The sequence below is a fragment of the Parageobacillus sp. G301 genome (genome assembly GCF_030268025.1).
In the GTDB taxonomy this organism is placed as follows: Bacteria; Bacillota; Bacilli; order Bacillales; family Anoxybacillaceae; genus Parageobacillus_B; species Parageobacillus_B toebii.
This window is the reverse complement of the sequence record NZ_BSDB01000001.1, coordinates 488,852-504,437: the sequence shown is the minus strand read 5'-3', so window position 1 is coordinate 504,437 and position 15,586 is coordinate 488,852. Positions and strand designations below refer to the sequence as shown.

Annotated in this window: 14 protein-coding genes; 11 read left to right on the top strand and 3 right to left on the bottom strand. The window is 40.6% G+C overall.

Features of this window, described 5'->3' with window-relative positions; all coding sequences use genetic code 11:
• Positions 1 to 33 precede the first annotated feature (33 nt).
• On the bottom strand, positions 34 to 738 hold the full coding sequence (locus tag QSJ37_RS02740; protein ID WP_285753524.1) for a MerR family transcriptional regulator: 705 nt from the start codon (positions 736 to 738) through the stop codon (positions 34 to 36).
• A gap of 266 nt (positions 739 to 1,004) precedes the next feature.
• Between QSJ37_RS02740 and treP the strand changes: the two genes are divergently transcribed.
• The 7 genes from treP to QSJ37_RS02705 all read left to right on the top strand — a co-directional run bounded on the left by treP (position 1,005) and on the right by QSJ37_RS02705 (position 9,993).
• Positions 1,005 to 2,420 (top strand): PTS system trehalose-specific EIIBC component, encoded by a 1,416-nt coding sequence (gene treP / locus QSJ37_RS02735; protein ID WP_285753522.1) that lies wholly within the window; start codon positions 1,005 to 1,007, stop codon positions 2,418 to 2,420.
• 118 nt (positions 2,421 to 2,538) lie between these two features.
• Positions 2,539 to 4,230: an alpha,alpha-phosphotrehalase gene (treC, locus tag QSJ37_RS02730; RefSeq protein WP_285753520.1), complete on the top strand. Its 1,692-nt coding sequence runs from the start codon at positions 2,539 to 2,541 to the stop codon at positions 4,228 to 4,230.
• Positions 4,231 to 4,253: 23 nt separating this feature from the next.
• Complete coding sequence (treR, locus tag QSJ37_RS02725) at positions 4,254 to 4,967, top strand: trehalose operon repressor (protein ID WP_285753518.1); 714 nt, start codon at positions 4,254 to 4,256, stop codon at positions 4,965 to 4,967.
• A 141-nt stretch (positions 4,968 to 5,108) separates the two neighbouring features.
• Positions 5,109 to 6,521, top strand: coding sequence for a Na+/H+ antiporter NhaC family protein (locus tag QSJ37_RS02720; RefSeq protein WP_285753517.1), 1,413 nt, complete (start codon positions 5,109 to 5,111; stop codon positions 6,519 to 6,521).
• Positions 6,522 to 6,727: 206 nt separating this feature from the next.
• Entirely contained in the window at positions 6,728 to 7,159 is a 432-nt protein-coding gene (locus tag QSJ37_RS02715) for an acyl-CoA thioesterase (RefSeq protein ID WP_285753514.1), read from the top strand.
• 99 nt (positions 7,160 to 7,258) lie between these two features.
• A complete protein-coding gene (locus tag QSJ37_RS02710; RefSeq protein ID WP_483313574.1) occupies positions 7,259 to 8,758 on the top strand; it encodes an aminotransferase class V-fold PLP-dependent enzyme in 1,500 nt (499 codons plus the stop codon).
• 71 nt (positions 8,759 to 8,829) lie between these two features.
• Complete coding sequence (locus QSJ37_RS02705; RefSeq protein ID WP_285753512.1) at positions 8,830 to 9,993, top strand: acyl-CoA dehydrogenase family protein; 1,164 nt, start codon at positions 8,830 to 8,832, stop codon at positions 9,991 to 9,993.
• Positions 9,994 to 10,019: 26 nt separating this feature from the next.
• Here QSJ37_RS02705 and speE read toward each other — a convergent pair whose 3' ends face one another.
• Together speE and QSJ37_RS02695 are read right to left on the bottom strand one after the other, a co-directional pair.
• Positions 10,020 to 10,892, bottom strand: a complete 873-nt coding sequence (gene speE / locus QSJ37_RS02700; protein WP_285753510.1) for a polyamine aminopropyltransferase — start codon at positions 10,890 to 10,892, stop codon at positions 10,020 to 10,022.
• A 155-nt stretch (positions 10,893 to 11,047) separates the two neighbouring features.
• On the bottom strand, positions 11,048 to 11,491 hold the full coding sequence (locus tag QSJ37_RS02695) for an Rrf2 family transcriptional regulator (RefSeq protein WP_285753508.1): 444 nt from the start codon (positions 11,489 to 11,491) through the stop codon (positions 11,048 to 11,050).
• A 171-nt stretch (positions 11,492 to 11,662) separates the two neighbouring features.
• On the opposite strand from QSJ37_RS02695, the gene hmpA reads away from it, so the two are divergent.
• The 4 genes from hmpA (at position 11,663) to QSJ37_RS02675 (ending at position 15,466) form a co-directional block, all read left to right on the top strand.
• Positions 11,663 to 12,898 carry an NO-inducible flavohemoprotein gene (gene hmpA / locus QSJ37_RS02690; RefSeq protein WP_285753506.1) on the top strand — a complete coding sequence of 412 codons (1,236 nt, stop codon included), beginning with the start codon at positions 11,663 to 11,665 and terminating at the stop codon, positions 12,896 to 12,898.
• Between the two features lie 86 nt (positions 12,899 to 12,984).
• Positions 12,985 to 13,956, top strand: coding sequence for a peptide-methionine (R)-S-oxide reductase MsrB (gene msrB, locus QSJ37_RS02685; protein WP_015863874.1), 972 nt, complete (start codon positions 12,985 to 12,987; stop codon positions 13,954 to 13,956).
• 73 nt (positions 13,957 to 14,029) lie between these two features.
• Positions 14,030 to 14,932: a formyltetrahydrofolate deformylase gene (gene purU, locus QSJ37_RS02680; protein ID WP_285753503.1), complete on the top strand. Its 903-nt coding sequence runs from the start codon at positions 14,030 to 14,032 to the stop codon at positions 14,930 to 14,932.
• Positions 14,933 to 15,091: 159 nt separating this feature from the next.
• Positions 15,092 to 15,466 carry a replication termination protein gene (locus tag QSJ37_RS02675; RefSeq protein ID WP_015863876.1) on the top strand — a complete coding sequence of 125 codons (375 nt, stop codon included), beginning with the start codon at positions 15,092 to 15,094 and terminating at the stop codon, positions 15,464 to 15,466.
• Positions 15,467 to 15,586: the final 120 nt, after the last annotated feature.

The following is a 15,586-nucleotide window of genomic DNA, read 5'->3' as shown; positions in this document are numbered from 1 at the left end:
AAAAACAACTCGGCAAATATGCCGAGTTTTGTTTTACCAAAATTTCCACCACTTATTCGAACGCTTCGTGTTAGTGTTTGTCGCTGCTTGGCGGAAGGAAACAACGAGCTCGCGAAACGCTTTTTCGCGCTCCATGATTTGTTCTTCATAGAGCTTTCGTTCTTGTTCCCGCTTCGCTTTTTCTTCCTGTAAAAATGTAACGACGTTTTCGAGATGTTCATGAATTTCTTCCGTTTCTTGCTGCAATGTTTTTGTATATTGCGTTAGTGAGTCATGGATTTCTTGTTTGGTAGATACGGAGTTTTCGCGAATTTCGTCCACGTATAACTTCATTTCTTTCATTGCTTGCTCTAACACTTCCGTCGTTTCTTTTTTGAGCTCGCCAACGATTTCCTCTTTCATTGTCCTCGCCACTTGTTCGGCTATGTAATAAGTATCATGGCGTAAAGGGCGCGGAATATCAATCACCTCTCCTTCCATTACCGTTGTTTCCAATCCAACGTTTTGTTTCTGTTGTTCTGCCTGTAAATATTGAATGATCTCTTGTTTCGTTTTTTCCTCAGCAAACCATTGTTTAATTTTTGCAAATTGCTCCAGTAATGCATCGTTATAAATGCGTGCCCCCTGTTTTGTCCGCGGAATTGTAATGTATTGTGCAAATTCTTTTTCCCATTCTTTTAAGATTCGCGGAGCGACTTTCACTTTTTTTGCCGCTTCCTTTAGTGTGTATGATTTCATCTTGTTTTGTTCATCCTTTCTCTATCAAAATCGCTATATGTTTATTTCCAAATCAATCATTTATTTTCCTGCTAATTTACAAAATATAACAAAAGAAGTGATAGTTAGAGAAAAAGTAACAAAAAATGTCGAAAATAAATGTTGACGAACTTGTATATACAGGTTAGAATAAAATTGACTTGTATATACAAGTTTTTTTGAAAGCGATTCCTGAAAGCGGTTAAATGAATTTCGTTTTTTAGAAAAAAGATCGGGGAGGTTTCCTTATGGGGGCATATGAACAATCGGTTGCTAAAATTGTCGAAGCAATTGGTGGAAAAGAAAATATTGTTGCCGCCACTCATTGTGTCACGCGTTTGCGTTTTGCGTTGAAAGATGAGGGGAAAGTCGATAAAGAGAAATTAGAAAGCATTGATATTGTAAAAGGTTCATTTTCCGCGAACGGTCAATTTCAAGTGGTTATTGGACAAGGACTTGTCGATAAAGTATATAACGAAATGGTGGAAATGACTGGAATCGGAAGAGCGACAAAACAAGAGATTAAAGATGCGGCAGAAGCGAAGTTAAATCCGCTGCAACGAGCCATTAAAACATTAGCAGATATTTTTATCCCGATTTTGCCGGCGATTGTGACTGCTGGTTTGTTGATGGGGATTAACAACATCTTAACAGGTCCGGGTATTTTTTACGAAGGCAAATCGTTTGTCGAAGTTCATAAAGAATGGGCAGATCTTGCTAGCATGATTAACCTTATTGCAAATACGGCGTTCGTCTTCTTGCCAGGTCTTATTGGTTGGTCGGCGGTTAAGAGATTTGGCGGCAGCCCACTTTTGGGGATTGTGCTTGGTTTGATGCTTGTCCATCCTGATTTGTTAAATGCATGGGGATGGGGAGCAGCGAAAGAAAAAGGAGAAATTCCTATTTGGAATTTATTCGGATTTGAAGTACAAAAAGTCGGATATCAAGGCCAAGTGCTGCCGGTGCTTGTAGCGTCTTATGTTCTTGCGAAAATTGAGCAATTTTTGCTTAAACGTATACCGGATGCGTTTCAATTGTTGCTTGTTGCACCGCTTGCATTATTAATTACGGGCTTTTTAGCATTTATTGCAATCGGACCGATTACGTTTGCGATCGGAAATGCGATTACACATGTATTTGTTAGCATTTTTGATAACGTTCCAGCAATTGGCGGCTTTTTGTACGGAGCATTATATGCGCCGCTCGTTGTTACGGGAATGCATCATACGTTTTTACCGGTCGACTTGCAGTTGATTGCAAGCACAGGCGGTACGTTCTTATGGCCAATCCTTGTTATGTCAAACATTGCCCAAGGTTCTGCGGCATTAGCGATGATGTTTGTTTCAAAGGATGAAAAGTTAAAAGGTCTTTCCTTCACATCCGCGGTATCTGCCTATCTCGGCATTACTGAACCAGCGATGTTTGGGGTAAACTTGCGCTTCCGTTATCCGTTCATTTCGGCGATGACCGGTGCAGCGATTGCCGGAATGTTTATTACGCTGAATAAAGTCATCGCGCCATCGATTGGCGTTGGCGGCTTGCCAGGGTTTTTATCAATCGTACCGCAAAAGTGGGTACCATTCTTTATCGGAATGGCAATCGCCATCATCGTACCGTTTATCTTAACGTTTGTATTCGGCAAGTTCCGTAAAGAAAATCGTTAACGAATATGTAATTATAAAACTATGTTCTAAATAATCAACAAAACATACCATTGGTGAACATCCGCCAATGGTATCGTTTTTATCTTTTTATCTATAATAGAACGAGGTGATAGCGACAATGAAACAACAGCCATGGTGGAAAAAAGCGATCGTGTATCAAATTTATCCAAAAAGCTTTAAGGACACAAATGGTGATGGAATTGGTGATTTGCAAGGAATTATCGAAAAACTCGATTATTTGAAACTGCTTGGTGTGGATGTGATTTGGCTGACGCCGATTTACAAGTCGCCGCAGCGTGACAATGGTTATGATATTAGTGACTATTTTCAAATTCACGATGAGTATGGCACGATGGAAGATTTTGATCGATTGTTGGAAGAAGTGCATCGGCGCGGCATGAAGTTGATCATGGATATGGTTGTCAATCATACGTCGACGGAACATGAATGGTTTAAGCAGGCACGTACATCGAAAGATAATCCATATCGTGATTTTTATATTTGGCGGGATCCAAAACCAGACGGAACCGCCCCAACGAACTGGCAGTCGAAGTTTGGCGGTTCGGCATGGGAATACGATGAGAAAACAGGGCAATATTATTTGCATTTATTTGACGTGACACAAGCGGATTTAAACTGGGAAAACGAAGAGATGCGCCGCCGCATTTATGACATGATGCATTTTTGGTTCCAAAAAGGAGTGGATGGGTTCCGTTTAGATGTCATTAACTTATTATCGAAAGATCAACGATTTCTTGATGATGACGGCTCGGTGCCACCGGGAGACGGCCGCAAGTTTTACACCGACGGACCGCGCATTCATGAATTTTTGCAAGAGATGAACCGGGAAGTATTTTCAAAATACGATATTATGACGGTCGGGGAAATGTCATCCACAACCATTGACCATTGCATCAAATATACAAATCCAAATCGCCGCGAGTTAAATATGACGTTTAATTTCCATCATTTAAAGGTCGATTATCCGAATGGGGAAAAATGGGCAGTCGCCGATTTCGATTTTCTTGCACTAAAGCGAATTTTATCGGAATGGCAAGTCAAGATGCATAAAGGCGGCGGCTGGAATGCGCTCTTTTGGTGCAACCATGACCAGCCGCGGATTGTATCGCGGTACGGCGATGATGGAAAATATCATAAAGAATCGGCGAAAATGCTGGCAACGGTCATTCATATGATGCAAGGGACTCCATATATTTACCAAGGAGAAGAAATCGGCATGACCGACCCGAAATTCGAGCGGATTGAAGATTATCGCGATGTTGAGTCGCTCAATATGTATCGCATTTTGCAAGAACAAGGAAAAAGTGAACAAGAAGTGCTCGAAATTTTAAAACGGAAATCGCGCGACAATTCTCGGACGCCGATGCAATGGGACGACAGCGAACATGCCGGATTTACGACAGGTACACCTTGGATTCGCGTTGCGCCGAACTATAAACAGATTAACGTGAAAAAAGCGCTGGAAGATCCGACATCGATTTTCTATCATTATCAACGGCTCATTCAACTTCGTAAACAATACGACATAGTTACGACTGGAGATTATCAGCTGTTGCTTGAAGATCATCCGGATATTTTCGCTTATTTGCGAAACGGAGAGAATGAAAAACTGCTTGTTGTGAATAATTTTTACGGAAGAGAAACGACGTTCATATTGCCTGATGACGTCGATGTAAGCGGCTATTCGAGCGAAATATTGCTTTCTAACTATGATGATTCATCAAGCGATTTTCGGACAATATCGCTTCGCCCGTACGAATCGATTGTTTATTACTTGACCAAATCGTGATACAATACATGTCGGTGAGCGAAATGTATGAAAATAAATATTTATCCATTTATCACGATCTTGTGGAAAAAATTCGTCAAGGACATTGGAAACCGTACGATAAACTGCCGTCAGAAAACGAACTTGCCGAACGATATAACACATCGAGAGAGACGATTCGCAAAGCACTCAATTTACTATCCGAACATGGTTATATCCAAAAAATGAAAGGAAAAGGCTCGATCGTTTTGGATGTTGGCAAATACGATTTTCCGGTATCTGGGCTAGTGAGTTTTAAAGAATTGGCCCAAAACATGAAACAGTCTGTAAAAACGATCGTAAATGAGTTGGAAGTAATTAAACCAGATCCATATTTAAAGCGGCATTTGCACGCGACAAGCAAAGATGAAATATGGAAAGTCATTCGTTCCCGTGAAATTGAGGGAGAACGAATCATTTTAGACAAAGATTTTTTTCATAAAAAATATGTTCCGACGTTGACGCGGGAAATATGTGAAGATTCGATTTATGAATATTTGGAGAAACAGTTAAAACTGAAAATCAGTTTTGCGAAAAAAGAAATGTTTGTCGATAAAGTCAATGACGAGGATCGAAAATATTTAGATTTAAACGGCTATGACCATGTTGTGGTTGTAAAAAATTTCGTCTATTTAGATGACGCCACGTTATTTCAATATACGGAGTCGCGCCATCGCCTTGATAAATTTCGTTTTGTTGATTTTGCAAGAAGGAAGTAAGCGAACACTTGCCATCTCGCAAGTGTTCGCTTCTTTTTTATATTTATATCTAATAAAACTATGTGCTAAATAACCAACATTAAACAATAATAATTTTTTGTCATTATGGCTATCCTTGTAACGATGAAGGTGGTGAATTGGATGGAAGGAACGTGGTTGTCTTTATTGCCGTTTCTAGTTATCATTCCGATTGCGATTTGGCTCAAAGAGATTCTTCCTGGGCTTGTCATCGGATTAATCATTGGCGCATTTTGTTTGGAAAGAAGCGTCCTTGCCACAATCGAGCGAGCGGTAGCCACGCTTTTAAAAACGATCAGTGATTTAGAGCACATGAAAGTAGTTGCGTTTTTATATTTATTTGGTTCATTAATTGGCATGATTCAGATTACAGGAGGAATTAAAGGATTTGTGCAATGGATTGGCGAAAAGCTTCATTCGAGGCGAAGGCTGTTGTTATTTATATGGCTTACGGTTCCGTTCACCTTTTTTACGCCGATGTTTCGTATTATGTTGCTCAGCCCTGTGATGAAATCCATCCTTGGAAGGTTTCGTATTGACAGACGGAGAATGGCGTATATGATTGATGTGTCAACAGAACCGATTATCGTTCTTCTTCCCGCTGCGACGGCGTTTGTTGGGTTTATGACGTCGGTAGTAGCGGGAGCACTCGAGCAAAATGGAATCCATAAATCAGCTTATCATCTTTTTTTAGCAAGCTTGCCGTACAACTTTTTTGCCATTATCGCGCTTTTTGTTGGATTGATGAACACATTTATGAATGTGAGGATTGGAAGAAATGAGAAAAAGAGGGAAAAAGAAAAAACGAATCAGTTTCACCAATTGGGGCTGCAGAAAGAGTTGACGTTAGTAGAAGGGGAACCGTTTCATTTGTTTTTTCCGCTTTTTCTTGTGCTTGTGCTGACGTTTTTTTTCTTTTGGTACAGCGGGATAAAAAATGGGGCTGTTACCTTTTTCGATGCATTTTCACGAGCCGATGCGACGCTGGCGATGTTAATGGCATTGTTTGTAACGATCATTGCAACGGCCGTATTTTATCTCATCAGGCGGCAACCGTTACATGAACTGATTTATCATTTTTTTGACGGTGGCAATCAATTAATGGCACCAATTGGAATGCTTCTTCTCGTTTGGGCAGTATCACTGACCGCAGATGAATTAGGGTTTTCCGCTTATATTTCATCGACGTTTGGGACATGGCTTCCGAAAGAAGTCGTTCCCGCTGCTGTATTTGTCATCGGTTCGTTTGTTTCTTATTTTATCGGCACATCATGGGGAACATGGGGGATTTTTATGCCGCTTGGCGTAACGTTAGCGGCAGCAACAGGAGCGCCGCTAGCGATGACGATCGGAGCGGTATTTGCAAGTGGAACGTTTGGCGCTTTCGCATCTCCGTTAGGCGATACCACCATTACAACCGCGTCGGTTATGGACTTAGATTTAATGAGTTATGCGAAATACAAATTGCGTATTTCGCTATTGTGCGGAATATTATCGGTAATTGCTTATCTAATTGCACCGGCCTTTTTCGCGTAACGACATCGATCGACGTTTCCATCGATGTCGTTGCGTTTTTTATTAAAAGCATTTCAGCATATTCGACTATCGCTGCCCATTATTAATAAATAAAACTATGTGCTAAATAATCAATCAAAACAAAAAAATAGTTGAATCAACAAAAAAATACAGCTATGATAAAAACAACATACTGACTAGTCAATTGAAAGTAGGGGGAAAGTTTTATGGCAACTCATACCACGACCGTAAACATTCGTTTTTGTGAAACGGATGCGCTTGGGCACGTCAGCAATACAAGCTATTTTATTTATCTCGAAGAAGCGCGCATTCGCATGTTTGAAGAATTAGGATCTGGCAGCGATTTAAAAGGATGGCGGTTTATCCTTGCTTCGACAAAATGCGATTTCATCAATCAAGCGTTTTTCGGCCAACGATTAAAAATCGAAACAAACGTTTCAAAAATCGGAAATAAAAGTTTCCAACTCGTTCATCGTATTTTAGACGAAAAGACGGGAACGTTAATTGCGCTAGGGGAAGCAACGACCGTTTACTTTAACTTTGAAACGCAAAAAAGTGAGCCAATTCCAGATGATTTAAGAAAGCAGCTGGAACAATACATGATTTCCGAATCGAAAGAAGCAGCGAAAAATGAATAACCAATGGAGCTGTCTAGCAAGACTAGGCAGCTTTTTTATTGACCAATTTTTCGCGGCTACATACTGTATGAATATATTAGAGGAAAGGAGGGTGTGTTCGTGGAAATTAAAGCAACCATCGGCGAGATGACATTTACATGCCGCGGAGAGTTGGAAACGTATTTTCAACCGTTTCGTGAAGCAACGATTGGGACAAATGTGACATTTTCCACTCCGTTTGGACAACAGAGAATGATTTATGCTGATTGGACAGCAAGTGGCCGTTTGTATGCGCCGATTGAACAAAAAATAACAGAGGAACTTGGCCCATTTGTTGCCAATACGCATACCGAATCAAACATGACGAGCACAAAAATGACGTTGGCATACCAATATGCAAAAGAATTGATTAAACACCATGTTCATGCGGATGAACATGATGTCATTATTATGGAAGGATCGGGGATGACTAGCGCGGTAAATAAACTACAGCGGCTGCTTGGCTTAAGGGTGCCGGAACAGTGGAAATTACAGCTTGAGCTTCCTGATGAGAAGCGTCCCGTTATTTTCGTCACACATATGGAACATCATTCTAATTTATTATCATGGGCAGAAACCATTGGAGAAGTGGTTACGATTCGCCCGACTGTAAATGGGGATGTGGATTTGGAGCATTTCCAGCAATTATTGCAAACATACGCGCATCGCCCGCTGAAAATCGGCGCCTTTACCGCATGTTCCAATGTAACAGGTATTCAAACTCCGTATCATCAATTAGCAAAAATGATACACGAACATGAAGGGATTTGCTTTGTTGATTTTGCTGCCTCCGCTCCATACGTCTCCATCAACATGCATCCTGATGACCCGTTAGAAAAATTAGATGGCATTTATTTTTCGCCGCATAAGTTTTTAGGAGGACCGGGAAGTGCTGGTGTACTTATTTTTGATGCGAGACTGTATCAAAACCGCATCCCTGATCATCCTGGAGGAGGGACAGTCATATGGACCGATCCGTGGGGAAACTATAAATATATTAAAGACATTGAAACTCGGGAAGACGGGGGAACACCACCGATTTTACAAACGATAAAAGCAGCGCTGGCCGTTAAATTGAAAGAAAAAATGGGTGTTGAGCGCATCTTGAAGCGGGAAAAAGAATTAACAACACTTCTTTTATCCCATTTAAAGCAAATACCGCGCGTTCATGTTTTAGAAGGGCACCGGGAAGACCGACTTGGCATCGTATCATTTATTATTGAAGGAATGCATTACAATTTAGTCGTAAAGCTTTTGAACGACCGTTTTGGCATTCAAGTGCGCGGCGGTTGTTCATGTGCTGGTCCGTACGGCCATTATTTGCTTGGAATTGACAAAGAGCAGTCGAAAAAAATCATGACGGAAGTTGAACACGGAAACTTATTAACCAAACCTGGATGGGTTCGTATTTCAGTTCATCCAATCATGACAAATGAAGATATATACCATATCATTCGGGCGATCCGCCATATTGTGCGTCACGAAGACAAGTGGAAGCAAGAGTATATATATGACCATACAAAAAACGAATTTTATCACCGTCATGATGACCGTGATGTTCGTCACTTATTCATTCTTTAATTGCATATTGTTTCCATCCCCGCTTCATACATTGTACAATAAAACCATAATGGAAAAAGAAGGGGAGACTTATGAACGAACTATATCATTTATTTCTTCGCACAGAGCGGGAGCGAAACTTGTACGAACGGGCACGGAAGCTTGCTGAGCGATTTCAAAAGCGCGCTAGATGGCATGATGAACATGCCGAATTTCCGTTTGAGAATTTCGATGATTTAAAAGAAGCGCACTTTCTTTCCCTTACTGTTCCTAAATCATATGGCGGTGAAGAAATTTCCCTTTATGAATTTTTGCTTATTCAGGAAACAATCGCCCAAGGGGACGGAGCGACGGCGTTATCGCTCGGCTGGCATTTAGGAATTATCATGAACCTTGCAGAGACGAAAAAATGGCCGTTATCCGTTTTTGAACAAATTTGCCGCGAAGTTGTGGAAAAGCAAGTTTTATTAAATAGCGCACATTCCGAAGAAGCGACCGGAAGTCCTGCTCGCGGCGGAAAACCGGAAACAACCGCGGAACACCGCGGCGGCCGTTGGGTGATTTCCGGTCGAAAAACGTTCACTTCCCTAGCCCCGGCCCTTGATTACTTTATCGTATCCGCAACTATTCAAGGAACAGGAGAAGTCGGAAACTTTCTGATTCCGAAAACAGCGGAGGGGTTAAAAATTGAAAAAACGTGGGATACGCTTGGCATGAGAGCGACACGAAGCGATGATGTTATTTTAGAAAATGTGGAAGTGGAAGAAGAAGCACTTGTTGAAATGCTTAGTTTGCCAAAAGCAAAAAATCATGCCCAAGGATGGCTTTTACACATCCCCGCTTGTTATTTAGGAATTGCCATCGCCGCACGCAATGAGGCGATCGCATTCGCAAAAACGTATCAGCCAAATAGTCTTTCTCATCCGATTGCAGAAGTGCCGGAAGTGCAGAGAAAAATCGCGCAAATGGATATCCATTTAATGGCAGCACGGCATTTTATGTATTCTATTGCCGATCAATGGGACCGTTACCCAGAGAAACGGGCACAAATGAAAGAAGAATTAGCAACCGTAAAATATATTGCAACCAATACCGCTGTCAATGTCGTTGATTTGGCCATGCGTATCGTCGGGGGAAAAAGTTTATTTGCTACAAATCCATTGCAGCGGCATTACCGGGATGTCCGCGCCGGATTACATAATCCGCCATCCGATGATATTACCGTTTCGATCGTGGCAGGCCGTGCTTTACAATAAAGAGCAGTCGTTAGACTGCTCTTTCCTTACTTTTCAAGCGCTTTTTTCAAAAATTGAGGAAGTTGGAAGCATTGTTTTAATATTCCTTCGTTAACATATTTCGTATCTGATGGAATGGTTGTATTTTCCGGAAGTGAAAGAGGTTTTGTTGAACCGATGGTAAAGCTCCACAATCCTCCTGGATATGTAGGCACAGTCGCTGTGTATACTTGGACATGCGGGAACAATTCACGAATATTTGTATACGTTTGACGTAAAATGTCTAAATGGAAAATTGGCGATTGACTTTGGCAAACCATCAATCCGTCATCTTTTAAAGCTCGGCGGACATTGGCATAAAAGTCGCGCGAAAAGAGCGCTTCTGCCGGACCAACTGGGTCAGACGAGTCGATAATAATCACATCATATTCACTTTCACGTTCTTTTACAAAAGCAACTCCATCATCATAAATAAACTGTACTCGCGGATCGGATAAATTTCCGGAAACTTCTTGTAAATGTTCTTTGCAAGATTGCACTACTTTTTCATCAATTTCAACCATATGAATTTCTTCGACATGTTTATATTTTGCTACTTCTCTAGCCGCACCGCAGTCTCCGCCGCCAATAATAAGCACTTTTTTTGCCGATGGATGGAATTGAAGCGGTACGTGAGAAATCATTTCATTATAAATGTGACCGTCAATCGATGTCGTTTGCACGACTCCATCGAGTACGAGCATACGTCCGAAATCGTAAGAATCCAAAATCATGACATGTTGGAAATCAGATCGTTCAGAGAAAATAATGTCTTTAATGCGATAGCTAATTTTTAAATTTTCGCGGTCATCCTCTGTTAACCAGAGTTCACCATCTTGGACTTTTACATAAGGTGGTAATACATCTTGTACGTGTTTCATTGTGACCTCCTTTTAATTCTTGTTTGTTTTTCTCATGCCTTTCTAATATTAATATATTTTACGAAATGTGACAAACAAATCATTTTTGATTGTAGTATGTCTTTGTTTTAAAAAAATATGAAAGAGGAGCTGTTCTTTGTTTGAGGGACAGCTCCTTATTGTTTTTCTTTGCGGAAAATCATCTGTAAGTGGTGTTTATTGTTGAGCAAATCCGCTAATGTGTATGAATCTAGCACTTGCAAAAATGATTCTAGTGCTTCGTGAAGCACACGCTTTAACTGGCAAACAGGGGTTAGAACGCAATGATTACCATGCCCGGCAAAACATTCGACGAGCGACAAATTTTCTTCCGTGTTGCGGACGACTGTACCAATTCGAATCTCTTCCGGTTTTCTGGCTAACCGAATTCCACCGTTCCGCCCGCGTATCGTTTCAATATAGCCTAATTTTCCAAGCTCATATACGATTTTACTTAAATGGTTTTCTGAAATAGAAAATGTCTTGGAAATTTCTTTAATATTGGTTTTTTCTGCAGGTTCAAGTGTTCCTAAAAAGAGAAGAACACGCAAAGCATATTCGGTATAGTTTGTCAGCTGCATTTGTTTCACACCTTTAATATTAGCTTCTTTAGCACTATTCTATCATAATCCATCCTCCAACAAAAATTGTGAACAATTTGTTAAAGATGTATTTAAAATATTGCTTTTAAGAAATAATCGTGATTCAATTAAAGATGTATTTAAAATACATGTTTTATGAGGGAGGTAAAAATGAACGCGACAACAAAACAATTAAGTCAAAAAACAATTGAAATTATCAAATCAACGGTTCCAGTACTTGAACAACGTGGAGAACAAATTACGAAGTGGTTTTATAAAACCATGTTCTCGAATCATCCAGAGTTGCTCAATATTTTTAACCATGCTAACCAAAAACAAGGACGACAACAACGGGCGCTTGCACAAGCTGTTTACAACGCAGCGAAATATATTGATCAGCTTGAAGTGATTATGCCGGTTGTCCAACAAATCGCTCATAAACATTGCAGCTTAGGGATCAAACCAGAGCATTATCCAATTGTTGGAAAATATTTGTTGCTTGCGATTAAAGAGGTGCTTAAAGAGGCGGCGACAGACGAAATTATCAATGCATGGGCCGAAGCATATGAGATAATCGCCGATGTATTTATCAAAGTAGAAGCGCAATTGTATGAAGAAGCCGCATCCAAACGTGGAGGATGGAAAGATTTCCGCCGCTTTATCGTACAGAAAAAAGTAAAAGAAAGCGATGTCATTACATCGTTTTATTTCGTCCCTGAAGATGGAGGAGAAATTAGCGAGTATTTACCAGGACAATACGTCAGTGTCAGAGTTTCTATTCCAGGGGATCAATATACCCACATTCGTCAATACAGCTTATCCGATGCGCCAGGAAAAGGCTATTATCGTATTAGTGTGAAAAGAGAAGCGGCAACGGCAGACAAACCAGCCGGCATCGTTTCGAATTACTTGCATGATCATATTCAAGAAGGCGATGTGCTTGAATTAAGTGCACCATTTGGTGTTTTCACGCTCGATATGGCTAAAGAAACACCGGTGGTGCTCATTAGCGGCGGTGTCGGAATTACGCCACTGATGGGCATGGCAAGCACGGCAGTTTCGCGTCAGCCTAATCGCCAAGTAACATTTATTCATGCAGCGATCAATGGAAACGTCCATGCGTTCGATCAAGATTTGCGCCGCTTAGCGGAACATCCAGCATTTTCGTATCATGTTTGCTATCAGTCTCCTTCAGAAGAAGACCGAAAACATCCTTATTTCGGAAAAGAAGGATTCATTGATTTACCTTGGATACAATCCGTTGTCTCGAATAAAGAAGCAGATTTTTATTTCTGTGGACCGACTCCATTTATGAAAACGGTCTATCATGCGTTAAAAGAATGGGGCGTTTCCGACGAAAATATTCATTACGAATTTTTCGGTCCAGCTGGCGATTTAACGAAGTAATTTAGATACGTAGTAGGTAGACACCTTTCCGTTTGGAGGAAGGTGTCTTTTTTGATATGATAAATAAATAAGGAGGGAGATAGCAGATGGGATATGAATTAGCGACATTCGCGGGCGGCTGTTTTTGGTGCATGGTTTCGCCATTTGAAGAACAGCCTGGAATTATCAGCATTATATCCGGGTACACAGGCGGCCATAAAGAAAATCCAACGTATGAGGAAGTATGTTCACAAACAACAGGGCATTACGAAGCAGTACAAATTACGTTTGACCCTGACGTATTTCCATATGAAAAACTTTTAGATATTTACTGGCGCCAAATCGATCCGACCGATGACGGCGGACAGTTTCATGACCGTGGTGAATCGTATCGGACAGCGATTTTTTATCATAACGAAAAACAGCGCCTACTCGCTGAAAAATCAAAACGAGAATTAGAAGAAAGCGGACGTTTCTCCAAACCGATTGTCACAAAAATATTGCCTGCATCGACATTTTACCCGGCTGAAGAATATCATCAAAACTATCATAAGAAAAGACCTCTTCACTATAAAATGTATTATATCGCTTCAGGACGCGATGCGTTTTTGAAAGAACACTGGCGGGATAAAGAACGAGAGGAAATGTTGCGAAAAAAGCTGACTCCTCTTCAATTTGAAGTGACGCAGCGAAACGGGACGGAACCGCCGTTTGACAATCCATATTGGAATAACAAACGGGAAGGAATATATGTAGATATTGTTTCCGGGGAGCCGCTCTTTAGCACGAAAGATCAATTTGACGCAGGCTGTGGCTGGCCAAGCTTTACAAAGCCGCTTCATCCAGAAAATATTAAAACGGAGCTCGATTTAAGTCATGGGATGATTCGAACGGAAGTGCGAAGCCGTAAAGCCGATTCTCACCTGGGCCATGTCTTTAACGACGGTCCGGAGCCAACCGGTCTTCGTTATTGTATTAATTCTGCCGCATTACGCTTTATTCCAAAAGAAGATTTAGAAAAAGAAGGATATGGGGAATATTTATCCTTATTTGAAGCGGACGATAAGGAAAATAAATAAAAAACGGTTGGCATTCCGACCGTTTTTTTATATGATGAAGGTTAAATGAATAGTATAGGGGGAAGATAGTCACATGCATACATTTCGCGAACATCGATGGCAATCATTTCTACAAAACTATGAAAATCGTGCTCGTTTGTTAATTTCATGTCCGGATAAACCAGGTATCGTCGCGTCTGTAACATCGTTTTTGTACGAACAAGGCGCAAATATTGTCGAATCCAGTCAATATTCCACCGATCCGGAAGGTGGCACCTTTTTCTTAAGAATCGAATTTGATTGTCCGAATATCACGTTGCGAAAGCAAGAAATTGAATCCGCTTTTCAGCCGATCGCCGAGTCGTTTCATATGGATTGGCGTCTTCGCTTACATAATGATGTCAAACGAATTGCTATATTTGTTTCCAAGGCAGAACATTGTTTACTAGAGTTATTATGGCAGTGGCAAGCAGGTGAATTAATTGCCGATATTGCGCTTGTGATAAGCAATCATGAACATCTCAGAAACACTGTAGAATCGATTGGCATTCCATATTTCCATATTCCTGTTACGAAAGAAACGAAAGCGGAAGCCGAGCAAAAGCAAATCGAGCTGCTAAAAAAATATGAAGTGGATACGATTGTGCTCGCCCGCTATATGCAAATTTTATCCCCAGCGTTTGTCGCCGAATTTCCGGGAAGAATTATTAACATTCATCATTCCTTTTTACCGGCGTTCGTTGGAGCAAGACCGTACGAACGGGCGTATGAGCGCGGCGTGAAACTAATTGGCGCAACTTCGCATTACGTAACCGATGATTTAGATGAAGGCCCGATCATCGAACAAGATGTTGCCCGTGTTGACCATCGCCACCATCCCGATGATTTAAAACGAATGGGAAGGATTATTGAAAAAACAGTGCTTGCCCGAGCTTTAAAATGGCATTTGGAAGATCGTGTCATCATTCATGGAAACAAAACAATTGTCTTTTATTAATAGGTATGATCGAAAAAAGAGGGGGGGCAGATGCGCCTCCTTTTCCATTAAATGAACTAATAAATCTATGTTCTAAATAAAAAACCGAAAATAAAAAAGATTTTCACACAATAAGTGAAATTGTTATAATAAAGAAAAAGAAGAAAGAAGGGAGAAAACATGGGCGAAAAAAGAACGCCAAGCGGTTTTCTGTTAAAACAGCGTGCGTTTTTAAAACTATATTTAATCACATTAACTGAACAAGAACGTTTATACGGATTAAAAATATTAGACTTGCTGCGTCAAGAGTTTAAGCCATATGGCTACAGACCGAACCACTCAGAAGTATATAAAGCGTTACATGACCTTATTGAAGACGGAATTCTAAAACAAGTGAAACAGAAAAAAGAAGGAATGAAATATCAAGAAGTTGTCTATTATCGGTTTGCGGACGGCGGATATGAAAAAGCAAAGCTGTACAAACGGCAATTAAAAGCGGAATTAGATCGCTGCCAAGCGCTCATTCGCAAGGCGATTGAAGATAATTTTAGCTGACGGGGAGCATCATAATTATAAAAGGATGGTGGCTCTCCATTTTTCTTTGCATTTTTTAATTTACATAATATTTTTATAGTTACAAATGCCTCTTTTTTGCGTGAAAACAGGACATTCAGT

What these genes read in the sequence shown, in the direction of transcription:
- QSJ37_RS02740 (WP_285753524.1), bottom strand. Translation starts at nt 738, where the DNA reads ATGAAATCATACACACTAAAGGAAGCGGCAAAAAAAGTGAAAGTCGCT.
- treP (WP_285753522.1), top strand. Translation starts at nt 1,005, where the DNA reads ATGGGGGCATATGAACAATCGGTTGCTAAAATTGTCGAAGCAATTGGT.
- treC (WP_285753520.1), top strand. Translation starts at nt 2,539, where the DNA reads ATGAAACAACAGCCATGGTGGAAAAAAGCGATCGTGTATCAAATTTAT.
- treR (WP_285753518.1), top strand. Translation starts at nt 4,254, where the DNA reads ATGTATGAAAATAAATATTTATCCATTTATCACGATCTTGTGGAAAAA.
- QSJ37_RS02720 (WP_285753517.1), top strand. Translation starts at nt 5,109, where the DNA reads ATGGAAGGAACGTGGTTGTCTTTATTGCCGTTTCTAGTTATCATTCCG.
- QSJ37_RS02715 (WP_285753514.1), top strand. Translation starts at nt 6,728, where the DNA reads ATGGCAACTCATACCACGACCGTAAACATTCGTTTTTGTGAAACGGAT.
- QSJ37_RS02705 (WP_285753512.1), top strand. Translation starts at nt 8,830, where the DNA reads ATGAACGAACTATATCATTTATTTCTTCGCACAGAGCGGGAGCGAAAC.
- speE (WP_285753510.1), bottom strand. Translation starts at nt 10,892, where the DNA reads ATGAAACACGTACAAGATGTATTACCACCTTATGTAAAAGTCCAAGAT.
- QSJ37_RS02695 (WP_285753508.1), bottom strand. Translation starts at nt 11,491, where the DNA reads ATGCAGCTGACAAACTATACCGAATATGCTTTGCGTGTTCTTCTCTTT.
- hmpA (WP_285753506.1), top strand. Translation starts at nt 11,663, where the DNA reads ATGAACGCGACAACAAAACAATTAAGTCAAAAAACAATTGAAATTATC.
- msrB (WP_015863874.1), top strand. Translation starts at nt 12,985, where the DNA reads ATGGGATATGAATTAGCGACATTCGCGGGCGGCTGTTTTTGGTGCATG.
- purU (WP_285753503.1), top strand. Translation starts at nt 14,030, where the DNA reads ATGCATACATTTCGCGAACATCGATGGCAATCATTTCTACAAAACTAT.
- QSJ37_RS02675 (WP_015863876.1), top strand. Translation starts at nt 15,092, where the DNA reads ATGGGCGAAAAAAGAACGCCAAGCGGTTTTCTGTTAAAACAGCGTGCG.